Below are 20177 nucleotides of genomic sequence, written 5' to 3'. Positions count from 1 at the left end.
CGTGGACACACGCCTCGTGCGACGCAGTTGTGCGTTCTCCCAGTTCAGGCGGCGTTTTCAGTGAGTCGTTTGTCTACGAACTGCGGAACTCGGGCTCTCCGCAGCCGCTTCGCGGAGGCCGGGGCGCCAACCGGCTGCATCGTCACCGACTCCGGCGGCTACATCCTGCGTGTCCCGGACGACGACGTGGACCTACGGGTCTTCGCCGACCAGGCACGGCAGGGCCGCCGGATGGCCGCTCGTGGGGATCTGCCCGGCGCTGTCACTCAGCTGCGACGCGCGCTGGCGTTGTGGCGAGGCACCGCCTTCACCGGTGTCACGGGACGGCTGATCGAATCCGCCGCGATCCAACTCGACGAGCAGCGCCGAAACCTGTACGAGGAGTGCCTGTCGCACGAACTCGCGCTGGGCCGTGGCGCCGAACTCGTGGACGAGATCGCTGAACTGGCCGCGGCGAGGCCTTTCGGGGAACGGGTGCAGGGACACCTCATGCTCGCCCTGAGCTGTGCCGGCCGCCGGACCGAGGCGCTGGAGGTGTATCACCGGGTCCGCCGCCTGCTGATCCACGAGATGGGGATCGAGCCGGGGCCGGAGTTGTCCGAGCTGCACCGTGCCGTCCTGAACGGCGATCCGGGGCTGGGACCCGTCGCGGTCGCCAGACCCGCTGCCCCGACCCGCCCCGTACGCGCGCCCGTACGCACGACGGCCGCCGCCGAGCCGCCCGGCCCGCCGACGGCCACCCCGCCGGTTCCGGCACAGTTGCCCGCGCAGCCGATCGCCTTCACCGGGCGCGATCCGCAGCTCGATGAGTTGACCGGCCTACTGGATGCGGCCGTCGGGTCCGGTCGGACCACGGTGGCGGTGCTGTCCGGCACCGCGGGAGTGGGCAAGACCGCTCTGGCGATCCACTTCGCCCGCCTCGTGGCCGACCGGTTTCCTGACGGCCAGCTCTACGTCGACCTGCGCGGATTCCATCCGACCAGCCCACGGCTTGATCCCGACGAGGCGATCCGCGGCTTCCTGGGCGCGTTCGGGGTACCCCCGGCGCAGATACCAGGCGGTCTCGCCGCCGCGTCCGCGCTTCTGCGCACGATCCTCGCCGGGCGCCGTGTTCTGCTGCTGCTGGACAACGCCCGCGATGCCGACGACGTTCGCCCGCTCCTCCCCGGCGCACCGCAATGCCTCACCCTGATCACCAGCCGTAGCAGGATGACCGGACTGGTCGCGACCGACGGAGCGCACCCGATCATCCTCCACCCGCTGCCGCCCGACGACGCGCACCGGCTGTTGACCCGTCGCCTCGGCACGGCCCGGGTCACCGCCGAGCCAGCGGCCGTCGCCTCGATCGCCATCCGGGCGGCGGGGCTCCCCCTGGCACTGGCGATCGTGACGTCGAGAGCGGCTGGTCACCCCACCTTTCCCCTCCAGGCGATCGCCGACGAACTGGAACAGGCACGCGGAAGCCTGGACGGATTCTCCGACCTGGACACCGCGACCGACGTACGGTCGGTTCTCTCTTGGTCGTACCACGCGCTGAGCGACCCCGCCGCACGCCTGTTCCGACTGCTCAGCCTGCACCCGGGACCGGAACTGGGCACCGCTGCGGCGGCCAGCCTGGCGGGCGTCCCGCCCCAGCGGGCACGTTCGCTGCTGACCGAACTCGCCCACACGCACATGGTCACCGAACGTACTCCCGGCCGGTACGGCATGCACGACCTGCTTCGCGCCTACGCCACCGAGCGAGCGAGCACCGAAGAGCCTGAATCAGAACGGCTTGCCGCGACGCGCCGGATGCTCGACCACTACCTGTCCGGCGCTTACCTCGCCGACCTACAGCTGAACGCGCACCGGGATCCGATCCACCCGCCGGCCAGGGCCGAAAGCGTGACCGTGCCGGAGATCGGCGACCGTGGCGCGGCCTGGGCCTGGTTCAGCCGGGAACACCCGGGGCTGCTCAACCTCCTCCGACAAGCCGGTTACGACGGGCACCCGGTTCACGCGTGGCAGCTCGGGTGGGCCCTGACCACATACCTCGACCGCCGTGGCCACTGGCACGACCAGGTGGTCGTCCAGCAGATCGCGCTCCAGGCGGCCCGCCGGGTCCAGGACCCGGACGGACAGGCCCGAGCGCACCGCAACATCTCGATCGCGCAGCTACGCCAGGGCCTGCACGACGACGCTCAGGCTCACCTGCGGCACGCACTACGGCTCTACACAGCGCTCGACGATCCGGTCGGACAGGCTCGCACCCTGCTCAACCTCGGTACCGTGGCCGAGCGCCGGGACCGACCCCGGCTCGCCCTCCGCTACGCCGAACAGGCGCTGAACCTCTTTCGGACCGCCGAACATCGGCCCGGGCAGGCGAACGCCCTCAACAACGTGGGCTGGTACCACAGCCAACTGGGCAACCACGAAGAGGCGTTGCACTACTGCCAGCAGGCACTGCCCCTACAGCAGGAAACCGGCAACCGGTACTGGGAGGCCCACACGTGGGACAGCATCGGAAACGCGCATCACCAACTGAGCCAGTTCCCGCAGGCTGCCAAGTGCTACCAGGAGGCCTTGTCACTGTGGCGGGAGGCAGGCGAGCGCTACTACGAGGCGACGACGCTGACCCACCTGGCCGCAACCGAGTTCGCCAGCGGTGAGACGGGCGCAGCGCGGAACAAGAGGCGGCAGGCGCTGGAGATCCTCACCGAGTTGGGACATCCCGACGCGGAGCAGGTCCGCAGCACCATGCAGGAGCCCACGTGACAGCGGCGCCGGCCCGACCATCGTCGGCCGATGAACTGCCGACGCGGATGCCCGCACTTCCGCTTCGTCCCGCAGCACTACAGCGCCGTGGGGTCGTGGAACGCTGCGTCACCGTCTCGAACAGCACCATCGCCACACTCCCGCAATGGCTACGATCCGAGCCCTTTCGAAGACACCGCCTCGCGCAGGCCGAGCAGGTCCAGGGTCAGCATGCCCGACTCCAGAGCTGCACGCATGCCGTCCTCCTTGCGTTCTCGTTCGATCCCGGCGTCGATTGCCGCGGTGAGCCGGTCGCCGGGGATAACGACGACTCCGTCCCGGTCTCCGATGATGACAAGAACATCGTCAATTCGGCACTCAAGGCTGCAACACTGGTCGAGCTACTCAGCGCTCACCAATCGGACATGGGCCTCGCCGAACTCGCCAGTGCCACCGACATGACCAAGTCGACGACCCGCCGCCTGCTGGCCACCCTCGAGGAAGCCGGCTGGGTGACCCGGATCGGCGACGGCCGCTACAAGATGACGATCCGGCTCTTCGAGATCGCCGCCGGCACCGCCGACAGCATCGACCTGCGAAGCCCTGCCCGCCATGCGCGAACTCCGCGACACGTTTGGCGAAACCGTCTACCTCTACGTCCTCGACCAGGGACGCGCGGTCTGTCTGGAACGGGTCGAGGGCACCCGACCGTTCCGGATCGTGTCGCTGCGCGCCGACAGCGTCACCCCGCTCGCCATCGGCGCCGCCCCCACCGCACTGCTCGCCTTCCACGAGAACGAATTGCTCGACCGGGCCTGGCGCGAGGCGCAGGCGCTCGCCCAGCGCCCCTTCGACAACCTCGGGCAACTCACCGCACTACTCGCGAAGATCAGGGTCGACGGCTACAGCTTCACCGCAGACGACGTCACCACCGGAGTCGCCGCGATCGGCGCGCCGATCCACGATCTGTACGGCAACACCATCGCCGCCCTGAGCATCGCCGGGCAGCGCGAACACCTGGACTCCGAACAAAAGCCCGCGATGGTCGCCGCACTGCTACGTGCGGCCGGTGAGGTGTCCCGCCGGCTCGGCCACAACCCCACCACGACCCACCGCTGACGCCGACCGCGGCCACGCCCGATCATGCCCTCGCATGGCCGACGCCGTCGCCGTGGAGTTCGCCGTACGTGCCCAAACTCCCCAACAGCCAGGGCAACCTCGCCAACTGGCGGCAGGAGCGGGCGGCCCGCCACCGCTTTCGCACAGCTACTCGACGACCTCCTCCGGGTCCTCGGCCCCAACCACCGCGACACCCCACGACCGGATAGACGCGGTCGAGGGGACGGTCCTGCCACTCGGCGATCCCGTCGAGGACCTTGTCGGTGAACGTGGAGATCGTCTGTTTCGACACGTCGGTGCCGTACACCTCGGTTGGATACGCCGCGATCTCCCCGTGCGAAACCCCCTGACCGACGACCACAGCACCAGGTCGTCGACCCCGGTCAGACGCCGCTGCCGCTTACGCACGATCTGCGGCTCGAACGTCCCCGCAGCATCCCGCGGCACCTCGACCGGCCCGACATTGGTCAGCACGGTCGTGGTGCGGCCGCCGTTACAGCCGTTTCCACTGCCACGACCCGGCCGTGCCGGGTGCGTGCTGGCGGTAGCGGTGGGCCAAGGAGACGGGCGTTCGACGAATCGGCTCGTCCAGGATGGCCTGCCACCCGGCTGGTTCCACGCTGTGGCACGCGGCCACCGCACGATCTTTGGTTGCCCTCACAAGCCATCGATGATCACGCGGTGGCCGCCTTTGCACACGCCCCTTGTCCGAGGCCGAAGCCAAGTGACGTTGGAGTGTTAGCGCTGCAGTGTTAGCAGACCCGGCCGGTAGGGCAGGCGGCCGTAGTCGCCGCCGGAGTTGGGGTCGCGTCCCTGGTAGAGCAGTTGCAGATTGCAGGGATCGACCGTCATGGTTTGGTCAGCGTTGCTGCGGATCAGTTCGCCGTGACTGATGTCGTTGGTCCAGGTGGCGCCACTGTTGGCCTTGCCCGCGAAGGGGTTGCTCTCGGTTGTGGCCTGTGGTGTCCACGATCCACCCAGACTGGTGGCAGTGAACGAGCGGAAGTATCGCCCCTGCGCCCCGATCGCTTCGACGAGCATGAGGTACCTGTTTTCGCCCTGGAGCTTGTAGACCTGGACCCCTTCGAACAGGTTGTTCGTCGTATCACTCATGACTATCGTCGACGTGGAGCCGAAGCTGCCCGGGAAATTCCCGATGGGCATGCTGGCCCGGTAGATCCTACCGTTGTCTCCAGCGAAGAACAGGTACATGTTTGCGCTGTCGCCGATGAGTGCCTGGTCGATGGGCCCGGTACTGGAGTTGGAAATACTTCCGGAGAAAAGTACCTGCTGCGATGACCATGAATTGACATTTGTGGGGTCGCTCGATGTCCGGTACGAGAAGGCGGTTCCGCCCCACTGGTAGGCGAGCACCCATATGTTTCTGGGGGCGAAGTAGAAGAGCGTAGGGGCAACAGCAGAGAAGGGCATCGCGTTCTGGCTGGTCGAGGCCATGTCGGACCAGTTTGTGAAGAGGCCGAAGTTCATCGAGCCCCATGTCGTACCCGTGTCGTGCGTCGTCGCGTAGACGAGATGCCTGCCGTTGTAGGGGGCGTGGGTGAAGTCCTTGAGTGACACCCACCCCGACCTCGGGTTCGCCAGTGAGCCCGTCGAGTTCCAGCGGTACGTCGAGGGAAGAGCACAGGTGCCAGGCGGCGGCGTGGTGGGATTGGTCCCGCCGTCGACGCGGACGAGTTGCCACTGCTGGTTGTTGCCGCCCCAGTCGTCGTACTGCACGATGTTGCCACCGTCAGCGGTCGAGGCGCCCTGCACCTCCACCGCCTTGTTGCTGTTCCGGTTGATCAACCGAACGTAGCCGCCGGCGGAGTCCGCCAGCCGGAACTGCTGGTTGGACCCGTTACCGTCGGCCCACTGCACAATGCTGGCACCGTTGGCCGTCGACCAGTTGTAGACGTCCAGCACCTTGCCTGACAGCCGGGACTTCAACCGGTAATAGCCACCGCCCGAGTCAACGAACTGCCACTGCTGCTGGCTGCCGTTGTTCCGGGTCCACTGCGTGATCCGCGCCCCGTCGTTCGTGGCCAGGTTGTACACGTCCAAAGCCTTGCCACTGTTGCGGTTCAACAACACGTACCACGCGGTCGTATCGACAGTCGCGGCGGCGACGGGCGTCGACACCACCATGGCAGCGACACCACCAACCACCAGCACCGCCGCGCTAGCGGCGACGGCTCGCAGGGACCGTCCGCGCCATCGCGACGGCGACGCGATCGGTGCAGACCTACCAGAGGTATACATGATCCTCCTTTAGACACTGAGATTTGGACGAGGCAACCCGAAGTGGGCGCATCGCGACGCACAACCGGCCGCCAATACCGAAATATGAGCGTTGACGAAAGGCGCCCGCTTGCCCGGCGTGCGCCTCCCTCAAGGTCCGCCGAAGCAAGGCTTCCCGGCAAGCCACAGGCATCGACATCCTTGACCATTTACGGTGGGTGTTAGCGTGCTGTTCGTCAAGACGCTCCAACCTCCACCCAAACAGCAGCGCCTCGCGGCGCACGAAGGCGTTTGCAAACCTTTCAGATCGCCTTCGACGGCCGACTCACCCGACCAAGACTGACAGTCTCCACCACCAAGATCAGCTGTCAAATTGACGTTTCCGGACTGCCGAGATCAGATGCGCTCCATACCGAATGCAGCCAACCAGGGCGGCCCGATCCTCTGGTTAACGCCTTTCTTCATTTCGCCGTGTCGATTTACAGGTCGTCGCTCAACTGTCGCGCGCGAGTCTCCACAGGTTGTCGGCACTGCCATTGTCGGAATCCTGGACGACCTGGGCACCCCAGTCGGGTGAGCCGCCGAGGATGCCGAGCAGTTTGCCGCTGTGGACGTTGCGGATCTTGTAGGTGCCGTCTCCCTGATCCAGGAGCACCCACCGGTGGTCGGCGGTGCCGTTGTCCGCCCATTGGAGAACGCGTGCGTTGTCGGCGGTGGACATGTTCTCCACGCCGAGGACCTTGTTGCTGTTGAGGTTACGGAACCTGACCGCGTTGCCGTCGGGCACGACGATCCACTTGTGATCCGCTGTGCCGGTGTCCCCCCACTGGACGGCTAGTCCGCCGTCGGCGAGCGACATGTTCTGGATGCCAAGGACAAGGCCGGTTCCTGCGTTGACCAGCCTGTACGTGTCGGTGCCGGTGTTGCCGCCGGTGTTCCAATAGACGGTGTAGTTGTATCCGTGGGCGTCCTGAAAAGGGGCGAGGTTGACGCTCGAACCGTTCGCGGTCGCGGTGAACGCCAATGCGGTGCCGCTGGTTCTGGCGATCGACGAAACCGTCAGCGACGGCAGGGCGCTCAGGGTGCTGTTTCCGTAGTTGCCGCAAAGTACCGTCGGACCGTAGGTGACCGCAGCTACGTTGGGGTTGTCGTTGGCCGGGCGAATGGTTATGCGCATGGGTAGGCGCACGGTTATGGTGTCGCCCGGCGCCCAGTTGCGGGTGACGACGGCGTAGCTTCCGGGCGTCGTAGTGACGTTCTGTATGACGCCATTGACGGCGATGGTCGCCCCGCTGGTCCAGGCCGGGATACGCAGCCGGATGCTCCATGGGCCGCTCATCGTGCCCGAGAGGGTGAGGGTGGTGGTGTCGCTGGCCGGGTAGGCGGTGCTCTGGGTGACCGTGATGCCGCGCTGAGACCAGGTCAGCACCGACGGGACGAACAGGTTCACCGTCAGGGCGGTGCCGTTGTGGAAGTAGATGGAGTCCATCAGCTTGGTGTTGATTTCGATTCCGGTTCCCTGGCAGCACCAGAACGAGTTGTAGTCGGTGCTCCAGGTGCCGCCGCCCCAGGCCGGCCCCACGCCTCGGCGGCCGCCCGGTCTCAGTGGGGTGAAGTAGGTGATGTGGCCGTGGTTGTCGGTTGGGTTCTGCGCCCCGATCAGGTGGTTGAGTAGCGCGCTCTCGTAGTAGTCGAAATAGGCGACCCGGCCGGGGTCGATGAGCCATAGCTCTCGGGTCAGTTTGAGCATGTTGTATGTGTTGCACTGCTCGCAGGTGTCGTTGTTGAGGTAGCCGGCGATGGCGTTGGGTGGTCGGAAGTGTTCGGCCTGGCTGTTTCCGCCGATGGCGTACGTATGCGCGTCGACGGTGATGTTCCAGGCGTTGGTGGCGATGTCGCGATAGCGGGTGGTGCCGGTCGCCTTGTATTCGCGGGCGGCGCCGACCCACTTGGGAACCTGGGTGTTGGCGTGTAGCCCACTGAGCCGATCCTGGTTGGCCGCCAAGGGGTTGAACACCGCGGCGTGGTCGAACCGCTGGGCCACGGACAGCCATCGCTGGTCACCGGTCTGCTGGTGGATGTCGGTGAGCACCGCGTTCATGCCGCCGAATTCGGTGGACAGCATCGCCTGCATCTGGCTCGAGCTCAGTCGCGCGGTGCGGGTGTCGACCCACCCGGCAAGCGCGAGCAGCACTGTACGGGCCTGCGTGTTGCCGATGTACCGCCACACGTCGAGCAGGCCGGCAAGAGTCTTGTGGATGCAGTAGTAGGGCACGTTGCCGTTGGTCAAGGTGCGGTTCTCGACCGCCGTGATGTCCGACTCCGGGAACCCTGACAGGTATCCGGCGGTGAACCCGGCCGCCCCGTTGTTCGCCTGGCACTTGGCCAGCTCGGCGACCATGTGGTTGGCCTTGTCCCGGCACGTGGTGTCGCCCAGCACCGCCCACGCCTGCGCCCAGGCGGTCAGGAAGTGTCCCTGCATGTGGGTCCGGAACGGAAACGTCGGCGCGTCCCAGCCACCGTTGGCCGCCGCGCCGTTGGTGGACAGTCGGTGGTTCGCTCGGAAGTTGTAGAGCAACCGCTCGACGTCGACGAAGCGCAGGTAGTTCAGGGTGCGGGTCTGATTGTCCAGGAACCGTCCCGCGGTCAGCCTCACCTGACCGAGATCGAAGGGGTGCGCGGAGACGCCGGTATCCGGTCGGGCGGGTGGCAGGACCGCCGCAGCGGCCGGCTGGCCACCGAGCAGCGGAGCTCCGGTCGCGGAGACGGCAGCGGTCACGCCGACGGCCTGCAGAACGCGGCGCCGACTCACGGGCAGGGACGGCATGGAACCTCCCAGAAGGCTTCGGCCAATGCGGGATAGGGCTGTGGCCACGGCCGCGTCGCGCTGGGGACGGGTCGGCGTGTGGCTCGAGACTGGTGTGAGCGTTCACATTGTGCGGGCCATAGTACGGGCGAGGGATGCAGATATTCAAGACAGTAACTTCCGAGCTTCGTTCGGGCATCGACTCGACAGCGGAGGCAGGGCGATCACCTTCGCTGGTGACGCCCTTGATGACACCGAAACATTGAAGTAACATCCCCTTACTTCGATGTCCGACGCTGGCAGCGTCCGGGTTGTCGCGGGTGGATGGCGCCACCTGGGGCATGTTGTGATCGCTAACACTGCGGGCCGAGTTGGGCATCGATACATGGGGTTGCCTTGCCCTGGACCGGCTTGGCGACTCGGTCCGGGCATCGTCCGTCCGCCGTGCATGCACAGCCGCTCCAGCAGACCCCGGAGCGGACGCCGGCGGTGTCGCCCCTACTCAAGGAGAAACATGAACAAGGTCGGCATGCTCTCGTCTGCGCCTCGTCGCCGGCGGTGATGGCGGTGGCTGGCGGTGGTGGCCGGCCCGCCGGCCGCGTCCGCTGCCACAGTGGACGCCGGTGCGTGCTACGTGCTGGTGAACCGTAACAGTGGCAAGGCGTTGGACGTGTACAACCTGGCGACCGACGACGGTGCCCGGACCACCCAGCGGACGCGTGACAACGGCGCCTGGCAGCAGTGGCAGTTCGTCGACTCCGGCGGCGGCTACACCGGCTGAAGTCCTGCCGCTCGGGCAAGGACCTCGACGTCTACAACTGGTCGACCACCGACGGTGCGGCGATTGCAGTGGAGCGACAGCAACGGTGCCAACCAGCAGTTCCAGCTCGCCGACTCGGCCGGCGGCTACGTCCGGTTGATCAACCGTCACCGCAACAAGGTCGTCGAGGTGCAGAACGCCTCGACCCCGGCCGCGGGAACGGACGGCGACCACCACCACTGTCGTCGGCGGCGTGATAGGTCCTCGATCCAGCTCACGATCGCGATCCGTAGTTGGTCGCGGCCCATCGAGCCGGCCATGCGGCGGCGGTCCAGGCCCGGACGAACTTCTGGACCGGAACTTCAGATCCGCGGTCGGTGTGCAGAATGCAGCCGGTCAGGCCACCGCGTCTGGCAGCGGCGTTGTACGGCGCGGCGACGGCCAGGCAGGACTTCATTCGCGAGTCGATGACCGCGGTCAGCAATATACCGTTGCGGCAACACAGTATGTGGATCTTCGAGCCGGGCTTGCCGCGACCGACCGGGCTTGGTCCTGTGTCGTCGCCCCTATTTGCGCGCGGACGCCGATCGAGTCGACGAGCGCCCTGGACCGGTCGATCTCGCTGACGATGCCAACTGCACACGTTCTCCACCAGGGCGTGGCGCGAATGATCGCAACAAGACGTCACGGGTACCGGCAGCGTTGCCGGGCCGCGGCCACTCGGCCCGGCAACGCCTCGGCAGTGAGTCTCAGATCGCTACAGGCTGCGGCATTGTCCTGACTTCGGACCGGCGGCCATGTTGGTGAGGCCGTTGTTCACCGGCGGCGGGGTGTTGTTGCTGCACGCCAGTGGGCCCGTGATCGCGTTGCCTGCGATGACGTTCCATCCCAGTGTTCCGGTCACCGTCACCGGGCCGGTGATCGTATTCCGACCACAGCCGAGCACCGGGTTACCGAGTGTCACCGACGAGCCCTCGGAAAGGCTGACGGGGCCACTGATCCGGCTGTCGCAGACAACCACCGCCTTCGCGTCGACCGCCCGTACCGGACCGGCGATAGTCGCCTGGTCGACCTGTAGCGACGCACCGGCACGTACCGACACCGGACCGGACACCGTCGCTCCGTCCAGGCACGTCACGCCTTCGGTCACGGTCAGCGGCCCGGCATGCCGTCCGGTTATCGCCCGGTCACAGTCGAGGGCGGCGTATGCCCTGATGACGTCGACCACCGCTGTCACGGATCCGAACCCGGTCAGGCCGTGGATGGTGAGCCGGCCGGCCGTGTCGGTGGCGCCGGCGGGCACCGAGTCCCATTCAACCGGGGTTGGCCGGTTCGAACCATCCGCTGTGGTCAGCACCTGCACCGACTCGGGCAGCACGACGTCGTCACCAATCAGTACGGCCGAATAGACCGTGTCCTCCACCACGTGGGTTGCGTGACTCTTGTTGAAGACGTCGATCGACGCGTTCGGTTCCCAGGTGCGCGTCATTCCGGGTACGGGGCTGAACAGGGACTGCCACCTTGCGGGCTCCCACGCCAGAACTCCCAGTCCCTGGTTGTTCGGGATGTCGTTGGCGATCTGGAACACGCGCTGGAGGGCGTCCGCCTGGCCCTGGACGGTCCGCGGGTACGGCGAGTTGGGCATCGGGGCTCCGTCGCCGCCCGACGCCGGGTACGAAGTCTCGGCGATGTCGATCTTGTAACCCGGGTGTGCCGCTGCCACGGCGTTGACGTTGAACTCGTAGTGGTCCGGCGATCCGTGGTACTGCGGGTAGTACGAGTGAGCGAGGACGTCCGGGTCGGCGCCCTTGGCGTTCACGCGGGTGAGGTACTGGTTCCAGAACTCCAGTGTCCTGTCGAGCTGGCCGTTGTCGATGATGATGTGGGTCTCGACGGCGATGTTCTTGCCCTGGGCTGCTGACACGTCACGGACCGCACGGATCCCCGCGGCGGACAGTGTGGTGAACCGGTCCCACGCCTCGTCGTACAGTTGCCGTTCGGCGGGGTCGTCGGAACGCCAGTAGTTCCAGAGCAGGCCACCGCCGGGCTTCGACTGATAGATGTCAGCCTGGTTCCGGAAGTACGCCGGGTTGGTGGCACCGATGTGGGCGTTCTCGCTGCCGTACATGAAGCCGTTCAGGATCTCGTTGCCGATGGCCACCTTGTCCGGCGTGGTGCCCTGCTCGATCAACTGCTCGATGGAGTCGTAGGTGTAGTCGTAGACCGCTTGGGTCAGGTCGTCGAACTCCAGCTCCGCCCACGCCCGAGGCTTCGGCTGCTTCACGGGGTCGGCCCACGAGTCCGCGTAGTGGAAGTCAATGCCCAGCCCCATGTCCCGCTCGGCCTTGATCCACTTGGCTACTTCGCGCGTTCGTTCCGGACCCTGGTACGGAATGGCCTGCACGGCCCCGTTGCTCTCGTTGCGCGGCTCGTTGAAGACACGCAAGCGGATGTACTCGAAGCCACGGTCCTTCAACACGTCCAGCAGGTGAGGTCCCGCGCCCCGGTCTTCCGCGAGCGGACTCACCCAGTAGTTCCGCCCTTCCGCGACGTCATTGTCGACCCAGGAGGCGTCGCCGCCGAGAACAAGGTCGTCGCGCAGGTAGTTGTAGACGCTGAGTTCACTGACGCCCACGGCCGCTCCGGGCGAGGCACCCTTCACCGTCACCCGGACGTATCTCGTGCCGGGCTGGGTGAAGAGGTCGACCGACCCTCGCGCGGGCTCGTGGTTGGCCGAGTGGTCGGCGATGACCGTCCAGTTGTCACCATCCCCAGACGACTCGATGGCGTATTGATAGACCGCCCCGGAGTCCGGGAAGAGAACCCTGACTTTCCTGACGTTGTCGTACGCACCGCCGAGATCGAGGGTCAACCACTGGCTGGTCGACATGTCCTCGGCGATCCACGCGGTCTGGTCGTCCTGGTCGATCGCGAGGTTCGCGGTGGATGCGCCACTGCTGACCTCGACGCTCGCCCATGACTTCGCGCCGATGTTGCTCTCGATCGGCGAGATCTCAGCCTCACCGGAGAGCGCGGAAGCCGGGACGACCGGCCCAAGAACTGCCACACCGCAAGCCATCGCGACTGCGGCCGTGAAGCCTAGTGTCCTCCGGATGGGACGCTTGCGCGTCATTCTTGCTCCTCATCTTTTGCCGCTGATCGAAAAGAGGACCGCCGCGACCCGGCGAGATTCTCGAGCGGATCTGGACAGCCCAACTGTTCGGCACTGGCCGGGGTCGGTCAGGGCCGCCATCTCGCTCCCGCCCTCCCCGAGGGTCGCCCAGGTAGAGAAGGAGCACTTCCCGCCTTTGGTGCTTCCGGGGCCAACGCCTGCGGACGGCCCGACGCAGGACGTCCAAGCCCGTCGCTCCGAAGACGTGGCGTGAGCATCTCCAAGGTGAGATTTCTCGGTCGTGAAACGTTTTAACGCCCCAAGTATGGTAAGACCATTCACGGATGTCAACAGCGTGTTTCGGAACGTTTCGGACAATCCCGCCCACTCCCTGCCGCCTAGGGGAACATCGGAGGGGCTAGCGCCGAAGGAAGCACCGCGTTACACCCTGATTCGACCAGCGGCGACGCGATCGGTCACCGCAATACTTGAAACGTTATTTGCAGCGTCGCGGTGCGGGCACTGACGTGGGTGGGGCCGTCACCCGGGCAACGACGCCCACAGCCTCGCAATGGTCCTCCGCGGCGCGCGTTTGCATCTCCGGTTGGCAGCCCGGCACTCACAGACGGCGACGGCGGGAGTGACTGGGCCCCGTTTGGTGGTCCACTGGCTATGAGAGCGGTGGTTGCCGGTTGGTGATCCACTGCTGCCGGTAGGCGTCGGGGGTGAGCCAGTCCAGCGAGCCGTGGGGTCTGTAGGTGTTGTACTCGATGCGCCAGTCTTCGGCCACTACCTGGACCTCCAACGGCGGACGCGCTGTCGAATACGGCTTCGTGCTCGACCCTGCCTGATGCTGTTTCACGTACGGATGGACGTCCGACTCCCCCACGATCTCGCCCCGGAGGCCCGGGCCGAGATCGTGGCCAGGGAGAAGGCGTACTCCCAGGAGTTGCAGCGGGCCGGCAAGTGGACTCACATCTGGCGAATCGCCGGCAAATACTCAAACTTCTCGGTCTTCAACGTGGAAAGCAACGACGAACTCCACACGATCCTGTCCGGCCTGCCCCTCTTTCCATACATGGACATACAGGTCACGGCACTCGCCACCCACCCCTCGGACATCGCAGCCTGTCACGAGGATGGGTAGCGGCGGCCGCCGCCAGTCCGGACGCGGTCTGTGATCCTCCTGCCGCCCACCACAACGGGATTGCACCGACGACGGTTCTCGTGTCGGAGCCGCCGTACAAAGCCCTGCGGAGTCGACTCCGCAGGGCTTTGTACGCCCACCCGGTCAGGGCGTGTACAGATCAACGGCTGATCGACCGACCTGGGAGAGACGCCAGATGACGGCGGAGATCACCTCGGGCAGGAACCGGCCGGCGAGTCGGGCTGCTCAAGCGGCTGACGAAGGCGGTCCTGGAGAGCGCGCTGAATGAGGAGATTACCGAGCACCTCGGCTACGACAAGCGCGACGCGGCCGGTGCCGGTCGGGGCAACGTCCGCAACGGGACCCGGTCGAAGACGGTGCTGACCGAGGCCGACGGGGCGGAACGGATCGACGTTCCGCAGGATCGGGCTGGCGCCTTCGAACCGCGGATCGTGCGCAAGCGGCAGCGGCGGCGCCGCCGTCCGCGCCCGGCCAGGCCGTGCACTCAGTCCGCCCACACCGATCGGCGCGCATGCCGCGGCAGCGGCGGTGCCGGGGACGACCGTCTCGTTGTGGTGGTAGATGCACTGGTCGGCCGGAATGCTCGGCTCGATGTGTTTGCCGGTCACCGCTGCTCCCCTCGTCGCCGAGGCCGGTGAGGCTGACGGAACTCGCCCACCCGGTCAGGAACTCAGTCGGAACGACGACGCAGCTCAGCGGGGATACGCAGCTCGACTGCACGACGGCAGGTGTGACGCTGCCCGCGAGGGGGCCGCGTCACACCTGTCCTGATCGCGTCGGCCAAGGCCATGCCCGCCGAGAGCGCGAATCCGTCGTACTGCCGAGATCAATCCTCGGCGACGGCCTTGCGGATCGCGTCGCGGGATTCGGTCACCTGCCGGCGCAGCTCGTCCATGTCCACGCCGACAAGTTGCCCGTTCCGCTTGCGCACCTGGCCGGCCACCACGACGGTCTCGATGTTGCGGGCGTCGGCCCCGAGCACCAGCGTGCCGACCGCGTCGTTGAGCGGCATCGTGTTGATGTCGTCGGCGGCGACGACCAGCAGGTCCGCCTGCTTGCCGGGGGTGAGGGACCCGGTGACGTCACCGAGTCCATTGGTCCGGGCGCCCTGCGCCGTGGCGAAGTCCAGCACGTCGCGTGAGGTGATCCGGTCCGGCGTGGTGTCCGTGCCGTACACGGCGTTCACCGCACGCATCCGCTGGATCGCGTGCAGGGTACGCATCTGCGTGAACATGTCGCTGGCCAGCGCCACCTCCACGTCGATGCTGAGTCCGGGCCGGATACCGACGGCCAGCGCCTCGTCGATCGCGGGTACCGCCGTCTCCAGGCCGATCTGCGCCTCGGAGGTCGGTGCCAGCGACACGGTGACCCCCGCGTCGCCCATCGCCTGCCACGCCTGCGAGGTGAGGCCCGTGGCGTGGATCAGGGTCAGATGCGGGCCGAGGAGCCCGTCGGCGGCCCAGCGCAGGATCGCCGCCGACGACGGCATACCGAACACCGCGTCCACGCTGACGCCGAGGTCGAGATCGTGCGCGACGGCCGCCAGCTCCGGCCCGTAGGCCAGGGCCGGGCCGGCGATCTCGTCGGTGGCCAACGCCGCCAGGCGCAGGGTCACCAGCCCGCCGTTCGTCCCCTGGTACGCCCCGCACAACCGGGCCAGGTCGCCGGGCCACTGGCGGTCCCACTCACCGAAGTGCGGTCCCATCGACGCGTGTACGCCACGGATGCCGGTGTCGACCAGCGCCCGGATCGCCGCGTCCGAGTGCGCTGCCGTACGGGAGTTGTGCGAGAAGTCGAGCATCGTGGTGATGCCGGCGTCGAGGGCGGTGAGCGCGGCGAGCCGGGTGCCGACGTACATGTCGTGCGGCGTGTACGCGGGCGCGGTCCCGGCCAGCGTCGACATCACGTACGCCCCCAGGTCGGTCACGTCCGGGATACTGCGGCGCATCTGCGCCTGCCAGGCGTGCCGATGCGTGTCGACGAATCCGGGACTGACGATCCGGCCGGTCGTGTCGATCACGGTCGCGCCCGCCGCCTCCGGATGCGACCGCAGGTCCGGGCCAACCGCGACGATCCGGTCCTCGCGGACCAGCACGTCACCCCGTTCCAGGTCGCCGATGGCCGGGTCCATGGTGACGACCGTGCCGCCGCTGAACAACATCATCGGGCTCCCCCTTCGCTGTCTGCGCTCACCGGCGGCGCAGGACGTAACCGGCGTGGTGCAGCACCCCGTCGACGAACCGGCCGTACGCCCAGAAACCCAGGTCGTCGCGGTAGACGATCCGGTCGCCGTCGATCCAGAACGCCCCCTGGTACGCGTGCGGCCGACCGCCCCGCGTCTCGTCGTACCGGCCGTCGGCGGTGAGTTCCTGGTGCAGGAAACAGGTCTCGTCGATCCACATGCCCAGATAGGGGCTCTCGACCGACCTCGGTCCCGGCTTGGGCTCGATCGGAGCGGGCGTGAGTCGGCGGCCGTTGACCTGCGCGATCTCGCCGTCGACGACGATCGCGGCGGCCTGCTCCGGACGCCAGACGATCATCTCCAGCACGGACCTGCCGGAGGTCGGGCCGGCGACCAGGGCGAAGGTGGCCGGGTTTCCGGGAGTGAGCGCGCCGACCCGGTCGGCCGGACGAACACGCAGGCCGGCGACGGCGACACCGTCGACCACGGCGGGCACGATGGCCAGACCGGTGCAGTCGACCACGATCGCGCCGTCGTCCTCGGCCGCGGTGTGCAGGCCGGTGCCGACCGCGACGATCTCGTTCGTGCCGATCAACAGGTCGGCGGCGGGGAAGTCACCGATCACCGGGTCGAGCGTGTGGATGGCGGCGTTGACGAACATCAGTGGCCGGTGCCGGTCGCCGGTGTTCCCGGCGATCTCCGCCAGTACCGCCTCGTCGAGCATCGGGCTGCTCATGGCGTACCTCCTGGGGTTGGGGTTCGTGCTCCCACCGTCACCGGCGGCGGAGTCGGCAGCCAGGCCGGACCGAACCAGGGTGTGACGCACCCTGCCTGGCCGGAGCCCGCACGGTTACCGTTGGTGGCATGCCGACGACCGCGCTCGGGGCGTTCCTCACCGCCCGACGCGCCCGGTTGACCCCGGGCGACGTCGGCCTCGTCTCCAGTGGCACCCGGCGCGTCGCCGGGCTGCGGCGCGAAGAGGTCGCGGTGCTGGCCGGGGTGAGCGTCGACTACTACACCCGGCTCGAACAGGGCCGCGAGCGCAACCCGTCGTCGTCGGTGCTGGCCGCCGTGGCCCGGGCGCTCGACCTCGGGCCGGACGCCCACGACCACCTCTTCCGGCTGGCCGGGCTCTCGCCCGGCAGCGCGCCGACCCCCGCTCGACCACAGGTCGGGCAGAGCCTGCGCGAACTGCTCGACGCCTGGCCGGACACCCCGGCCGTGGTCATCGACCGGCGACTCGACCTGCTGGCCGGCAACGCGCTGGCCGACGCGTTCTACGCGGACTTCACCGAAGCGGACAACCTCGTCCGGATGACCTTCCTCGACCCGGCCGGTACGACGTTCTTCGCCGACTGGCGTCGCGCCGCCGAGGCGTGCGTGGCGAACCTGCGCCTGGCCCTCGGCCATGACCCGCACGACCGGCGGGCGCGGGAACTGGTCGAGGAGATGGGCGCCGCGAGCGCGGAGTTCCGCAGGCTGTGGGGGCGGCACGACGTGCAGGGCAAGACGCACGAGGCGAAGACGTTCCGGCACGGCGCGGTGGGCGAACTGACGCTGTCATACCACGCGTTCGACGTACGGGACGCGCCCGGCCAGCAGTTGATCGTGTACCGGGCGGAGCCGCACAGCCGCAGCGCCGAGGCACTGCGACTGCTGGGCACCCTGGCCGTCAGTCGCTGGCTCCGCTGACCCCGGGCTCGTACCGCCGATTCAGGGAAGCTCGACGCGCTCGATGAGTTCCCGCACCGCGATCATGTCCAGGAAGGCGTGGCAACGCACCACCTTGCCGCCTCGCATCTGCCAGATCCAGCAGTACTCGTTGTGGTAGTCGGCGCCGTCGGTGGCCGTCGCGTCACCCTCGAACCGGATGATCACGGTGTCACCGTCGGTCCACATGTCCTTGATCGTCATCCTGAGGATCGACGCCAGCCGGTCCAGGATCGGTGCCGACCCCTCCGCCAGGAACTCGGCCTTGGAGGTGTAGGTGCGACCGTTGACGATCGTCCATCGGACGTCGTCGTGGAGGATCTCGTAGATGTCGCCACCCGCGTTCTGCCGCGCGAAGGCGCGCAACACCGCAGCCCGGTTGCGGCTCTCCTCGCCCGGCTTCCCGGGGCCGCGCCCGCCGGCCCGCTCGGCCGGGGCCGCCGAGGCCGCGCCAGCCCCGGCGAGGGCCGTCAGTCCACCGGCGACTCCTGCGGTCAGGAGCACCCGCCGGCTGTGCTGCGTGGCACTGTCCTTCATCATCGTTCCTCCCTAGCTTGCCGATGCGCGTCGCTGCCCTCGCGGTAGAAGACGTATCCCGCGTGGTGCAGCACGTCCCCGTCGAAGGTGCCGTCGGCGCTGAATCCGGTGTCGTCGACGTACTCGATGCGGGTCCCGACGACCTGGTAGGAACCCGTGTAGGCGCTCTCCCGCCCGCCACGGGCCTCGTCGTACCGGCCGTTCGCCAGCAGCATCTGCCGGATGTGGCCGTCGGCCGTCACCCACATCCCGACGTACGGGTGCGGCGACACGTCACCGGCCCCCGCCGGTGGCGTCGCAGTCTGTGCGGCAGTCGCCGAAGGCGTGGACGCCGGACCGCCGTGCGGCGCCGCGTCGTCGGAAGCGGCACCACCGCTGCCTGCCCCGGCGGAACAGCCCGCGAGCAACAGGACGCCACACGCCGCGCTGAACAGAGCCCCTGGTCTCGAATTCGCCATGTCGACCACGGTAGGTATCCCGTCCGCCGACAGCCTGGTCCCAGTACTCCCAGGAAGAGGCCACCCTGCGTGCTCACCGCACACCCTGGCCAGCCCAGTGCCGCCCAGTGGGTCTTCCCGAGGGCCCCGGCAAAGTCGTGACGGTGCCTGATTTGTGGGGCTTGGGGTAGAAGTGCCGTTGTTGGTGGCAGCAAGACGGGCGGCTGATCTTTTAGCTCTCCTGCCGCATCTGTCCCAGGCCGTGGTTGAGCGGATCGCCTGCGGTGCGGACGGGGCGCGGATCTGGGCCAGGGCACGGGCACGACGGGCTGTGTACCGGCTGCGGTGGCGGTGCCCGCCGAGAGTGCACAGCCGTTACGAACGTCGGCTCGTCGACACCGCACTGGCGGGCCAGCCGGTCGAGATCCGACTGCGGATTCGTCGCTTCTTCTGCGACACGCCACGCTGCTCCGTCCGGACGTTCGCCGAACAGATCCCCGGTCTGACATCCAAGTACGGGCGCGGGAGCCCGTTGCTGCGCCAGACCCCTCACCGAAACACGTTGAAGGCACCCGCGCGAAGCTGAGAGGTCTGGCCACGCGCCCCTCACTAGAAGGTGATCATTACCTGCCGCCTCGAGGCATCGTTACTGCCAGATGTGGTCGTCTCTTACGGGGTGCAAACGGTTTCTGCCTCGGGAGGCGAGGGGTGTTCCTTCGGCGGTTGGGGACATGACGCCCGCTCGGAGAGCGAGAATCACGGCGTGCACGCGGTCGCGCGCCCCGATCTTTGTGAAGATGCGACCCACGTTGCTCTTGACGGTCGACTCGGCGAGGTGCAGCCGTGCAGCGATCTCGGAGTTGGTCGCTCCGCGGGCGATCTCGACGAGGATCTGATATTCGCGGGTGGTGAGTTTCGCGACGGAGGCCCGCACCGATGAGTCGGCCGCCGCCTGCTGGGATGCGCCGCTCGTGAGTCGGCTGAGCAGTCGTCGCGTGGCGCTCGGTGCGATCACGGCGTCACCGGCGGCGATCGCTCGGAGCGCGGAGAGGATGTCGCCGGGCTCGGCGTCTTTCGTGAGGAAGCCGCTCGCTCCCGCCTCCAGTCCCTCGATCACGTATTCGTCGAGATCGAAGGTAGTCAGCAGCAGCACCCGCACGTCGGAGGTGGCCGCCACGATTCGTCTCGTGGCCTCGATGCCGTCGACGTCCGGCATCCGCACGTCCATCACGACAACATCGGGGCGAAGGCTCAGCGACTGGCGGACGGCGTCATCGCCGTCCGCCGCTTCGCCTACGATCTGAATGCCGTCCTGGCTTGCAAGGAACATCCGCATACCCATGCGGTGCAGCGCCTGGTCGTCGACGAGGAGCAC

General features: G+C 67.5%; 13 protein-coding genes and 5 pseudogenes. 7 read left to right on the top strand and 11 right to left on the bottom strand.

Going from position 1 to position 20177, the window contains the following annotated elements:
* The first annotated feature begins 60 nt into the window (after positions 1-60).
* The 3 genes and pseudogenes from AB0M79_RS32580 to AB0M79_RS32570 all read left to right on the top strand — a co-directional run bounded on the left by AB0M79_RS32580 (position 61) and on the right by AB0M79_RS32570 (position 3852).
* Entirely contained in the window at positions 61-2754 is a 2694-nt protein-coding gene (locus AB0M79_RS32580) for a BTAD domain-containing putative transcriptional regulator (RefSeq protein ID WP_364221358.1), read from the top strand.
* Positions 2755-2801: 47 nt separating this feature from the next.
* Positions 2802-3242 (top strand): annotated as a pseudogene (locus tag AB0M79_RS32575) (helix-turn-helix domain-containing protein); the annotation flags it as partial.
* A 103-nt stretch (positions 3243-3345) separates the two neighbouring features.
* A complete protein-coding gene (locus tag AB0M79_RS32570; protein WP_364221355.1) occupies positions 3346-3852 on the top strand; it encodes an IclR family transcriptional regulator C-terminal domain-containing protein in 507 nt (168 codons plus the stop codon).
* Positions 3853-3874: 22 nt separating this feature from the next.
* On the opposite strand, the pseudogene AB0M79_RS32565 reads toward AB0M79_RS32570, so the two are convergent.
* The 3 genes and pseudogenes from AB0M79_RS32565 to AB0M79_RS32555 all read right to left on the bottom strand — a co-directional run bounded on the left by AB0M79_RS32565 (position 3875) and on the right by AB0M79_RS32555 (position 8917).
* Positions 3875-4494, bottom strand: a pseudogene (locus tag AB0M79_RS32565) (transposase).
* 96 nt (positions 4495-4590) lie between these two features.
* Complete coding sequence (locus AB0M79_RS32560) at positions 4591-6111, bottom strand: non-reducing end alpha-L-arabinofuranosidase family hydrolase (RefSeq protein WP_364221352.1); 1521 nt, start codon at positions 6109-6111, stop codon at positions 4591-4593.
* 472 nt (positions 6112-6583) lie between these two features.
* The gene (locus AB0M79_RS32555) at positions 6584-8917 is read right to left on the bottom strand and encodes a beta-L-arabinofuranosidase domain-containing protein (RefSeq protein ID WP_364221376.1); all 2334 of its coding nucleotides are present in this window, start codon (positions 8915-8917) and stop codon (positions 6584-6586) included.
* Between the two features lie 550 nt (positions 8918-9467).
* Here AB0M79_RS32555 and AB0M79_RS32550 point away from each other — a divergent pair.
* Positions 9468-9863: pseudogene (locus AB0M79_RS32550) on the top strand (RICIN domain-containing protein); the annotation flags it as partial.
* Between the two features lie 271 nt (positions 9864-10134).
* Here AB0M79_RS32550 and AB0M79_RS32545 read toward each other — a convergent pair.
* The 3 genes and pseudogenes from AB0M79_RS32545 to AB0M79_RS32535 form a co-directional block, all read right to left on the bottom strand.
* Positions 10135-10238, bottom strand: a pseudogene (locus AB0M79_RS32545) (IS5/IS1182 family transposase); the annotation flags it as partial.
* 175 nt (positions 10239-10413) lie between these two features.
* Positions 10414-12789: a glycosyl hydrolase 53 family protein gene (locus AB0M79_RS32540; protein WP_364221349.1), complete on the bottom strand. Its 2376-nt coding sequence runs from the start codon at positions 12787-12789 to the stop codon at positions 10414-10416.
* A gap of 649 nt (positions 12790-13438) precedes the next feature.
* Complete coding sequence (locus AB0M79_RS32535) at positions 13439-13558, bottom strand: integrase core domain-containing protein (protein ID WP_364221346.1); 120 nt, start codon at positions 13556-13558, stop codon at positions 13439-13441.
* Between the two features lie 60 nt (positions 13559-13618).
* Here AB0M79_RS32535 and catC point away from each other — a divergent pair, with 60 nt between their 5' ends.
* Together catC and AB0M79_RS32525 are read left to right on the top strand one after the other, a co-directional pair.
* Complete coding sequence (catC, locus tag AB0M79_RS32530) at positions 13619-13915, top strand: muconolactone Delta-isomerase (RefSeq protein WP_364221343.1); 297 nt, start codon at positions 13619-13621, stop codon at positions 13913-13915.
* 239 nt (positions 13916-14154) lie between these two features.
* Positions 14155-14388, top strand: a pseudogene (locus tag AB0M79_RS32525) (transposase); the annotation flags it as partial.
* Between the two features lie 374 nt (positions 14389-14762).
* Here the strand turns inward: AB0M79_RS32525 and AB0M79_RS32520 are convergent.
* Positions 14763-16100, bottom strand: a complete 1338-nt coding sequence (locus AB0M79_RS32520; protein ID WP_364221340.1) for an amidohydrolase family protein — start codon at positions 16098-16100, stop codon at positions 14763-14765.
* 25 nt (positions 16101-16125) lie between these two features.
* Positions 16126-16854 (bottom strand): Atu4866 domain-containing protein, encoded by a 729-nt coding sequence (locus AB0M79_RS32515; protein WP_364221337.1) that lies wholly within the window; start codon positions 16852-16854, stop codon positions 16126-16128.
* Positions 16855-16982: 128 nt separating this feature from the next.
* Here AB0M79_RS32515 and AB0M79_RS32510 point away from each other — a divergent pair, with 128 nt between their 5' ends.
* On the top strand, positions 16983-17810 hold the full coding sequence (locus AB0M79_RS32510) for a helix-turn-helix transcriptional regulator (RefSeq protein WP_364221334.1): 828 nt from the start codon (positions 16983-16985) through the stop codon (positions 17808-17810).
* Between the two features lie 21 nt (positions 17811-17831).
* Here the strand turns inward: AB0M79_RS32510 and AB0M79_RS32505 are convergent, their stop codons facing one another.
* The 3 genes from AB0M79_RS32505 to AB0M79_RS32495 all read right to left on the bottom strand — a co-directional run bounded on the left by AB0M79_RS32505 (position 17832) and on the right by AB0M79_RS32495 (position 20177).
* Entirely contained in the window at positions 17832-18368 is a 537-nt protein-coding gene (locus tag AB0M79_RS32505) for a nuclear transport factor 2 family protein (RefSeq protein WP_364221331.1), read from the bottom strand.
* Positions 18365-18637 carry an Atu4866 domain-containing protein gene (locus AB0M79_RS32500; RefSeq protein WP_357543931.1) on the bottom strand — a complete coding sequence of 91 codons (273 nt, stop codon included), beginning with the start codon at positions 18635-18637 and terminating at the stop codon, positions 18365-18367. The genes AB0M79_RS32505 and AB0M79_RS32500 overlap by 4 nt, the downstream gene beginning before the upstream one ends.
* An 811-nt stretch (positions 18638-19448) precedes the next feature.
* Positions 19449-20177 carry a response regulator transcription factor gene (locus AB0M79_RS32495; protein ID WP_364221373.1) on the bottom strand — a complete coding sequence of 243 codons (729 nt, stop codon included), beginning with the start codon at positions 20175-20177 and terminating at the stop codon, positions 19449-19451.

Source organism: Polymorphospora sp. NPDC051019 (genome assembly GCF_040683055.1).
GTDB classification, from domain to species: Bacteria; Actinomycetota; Actinomycetes; order Mycobacteriales; family Micromonosporaceae; genus Polymorphospora; species Polymorphospora lycopeni.
The sequence above is the reverse complement of the archived record's forward strand: the minus strand, read 5'-3'. Positions and strand labels throughout refer to the sequence as shown.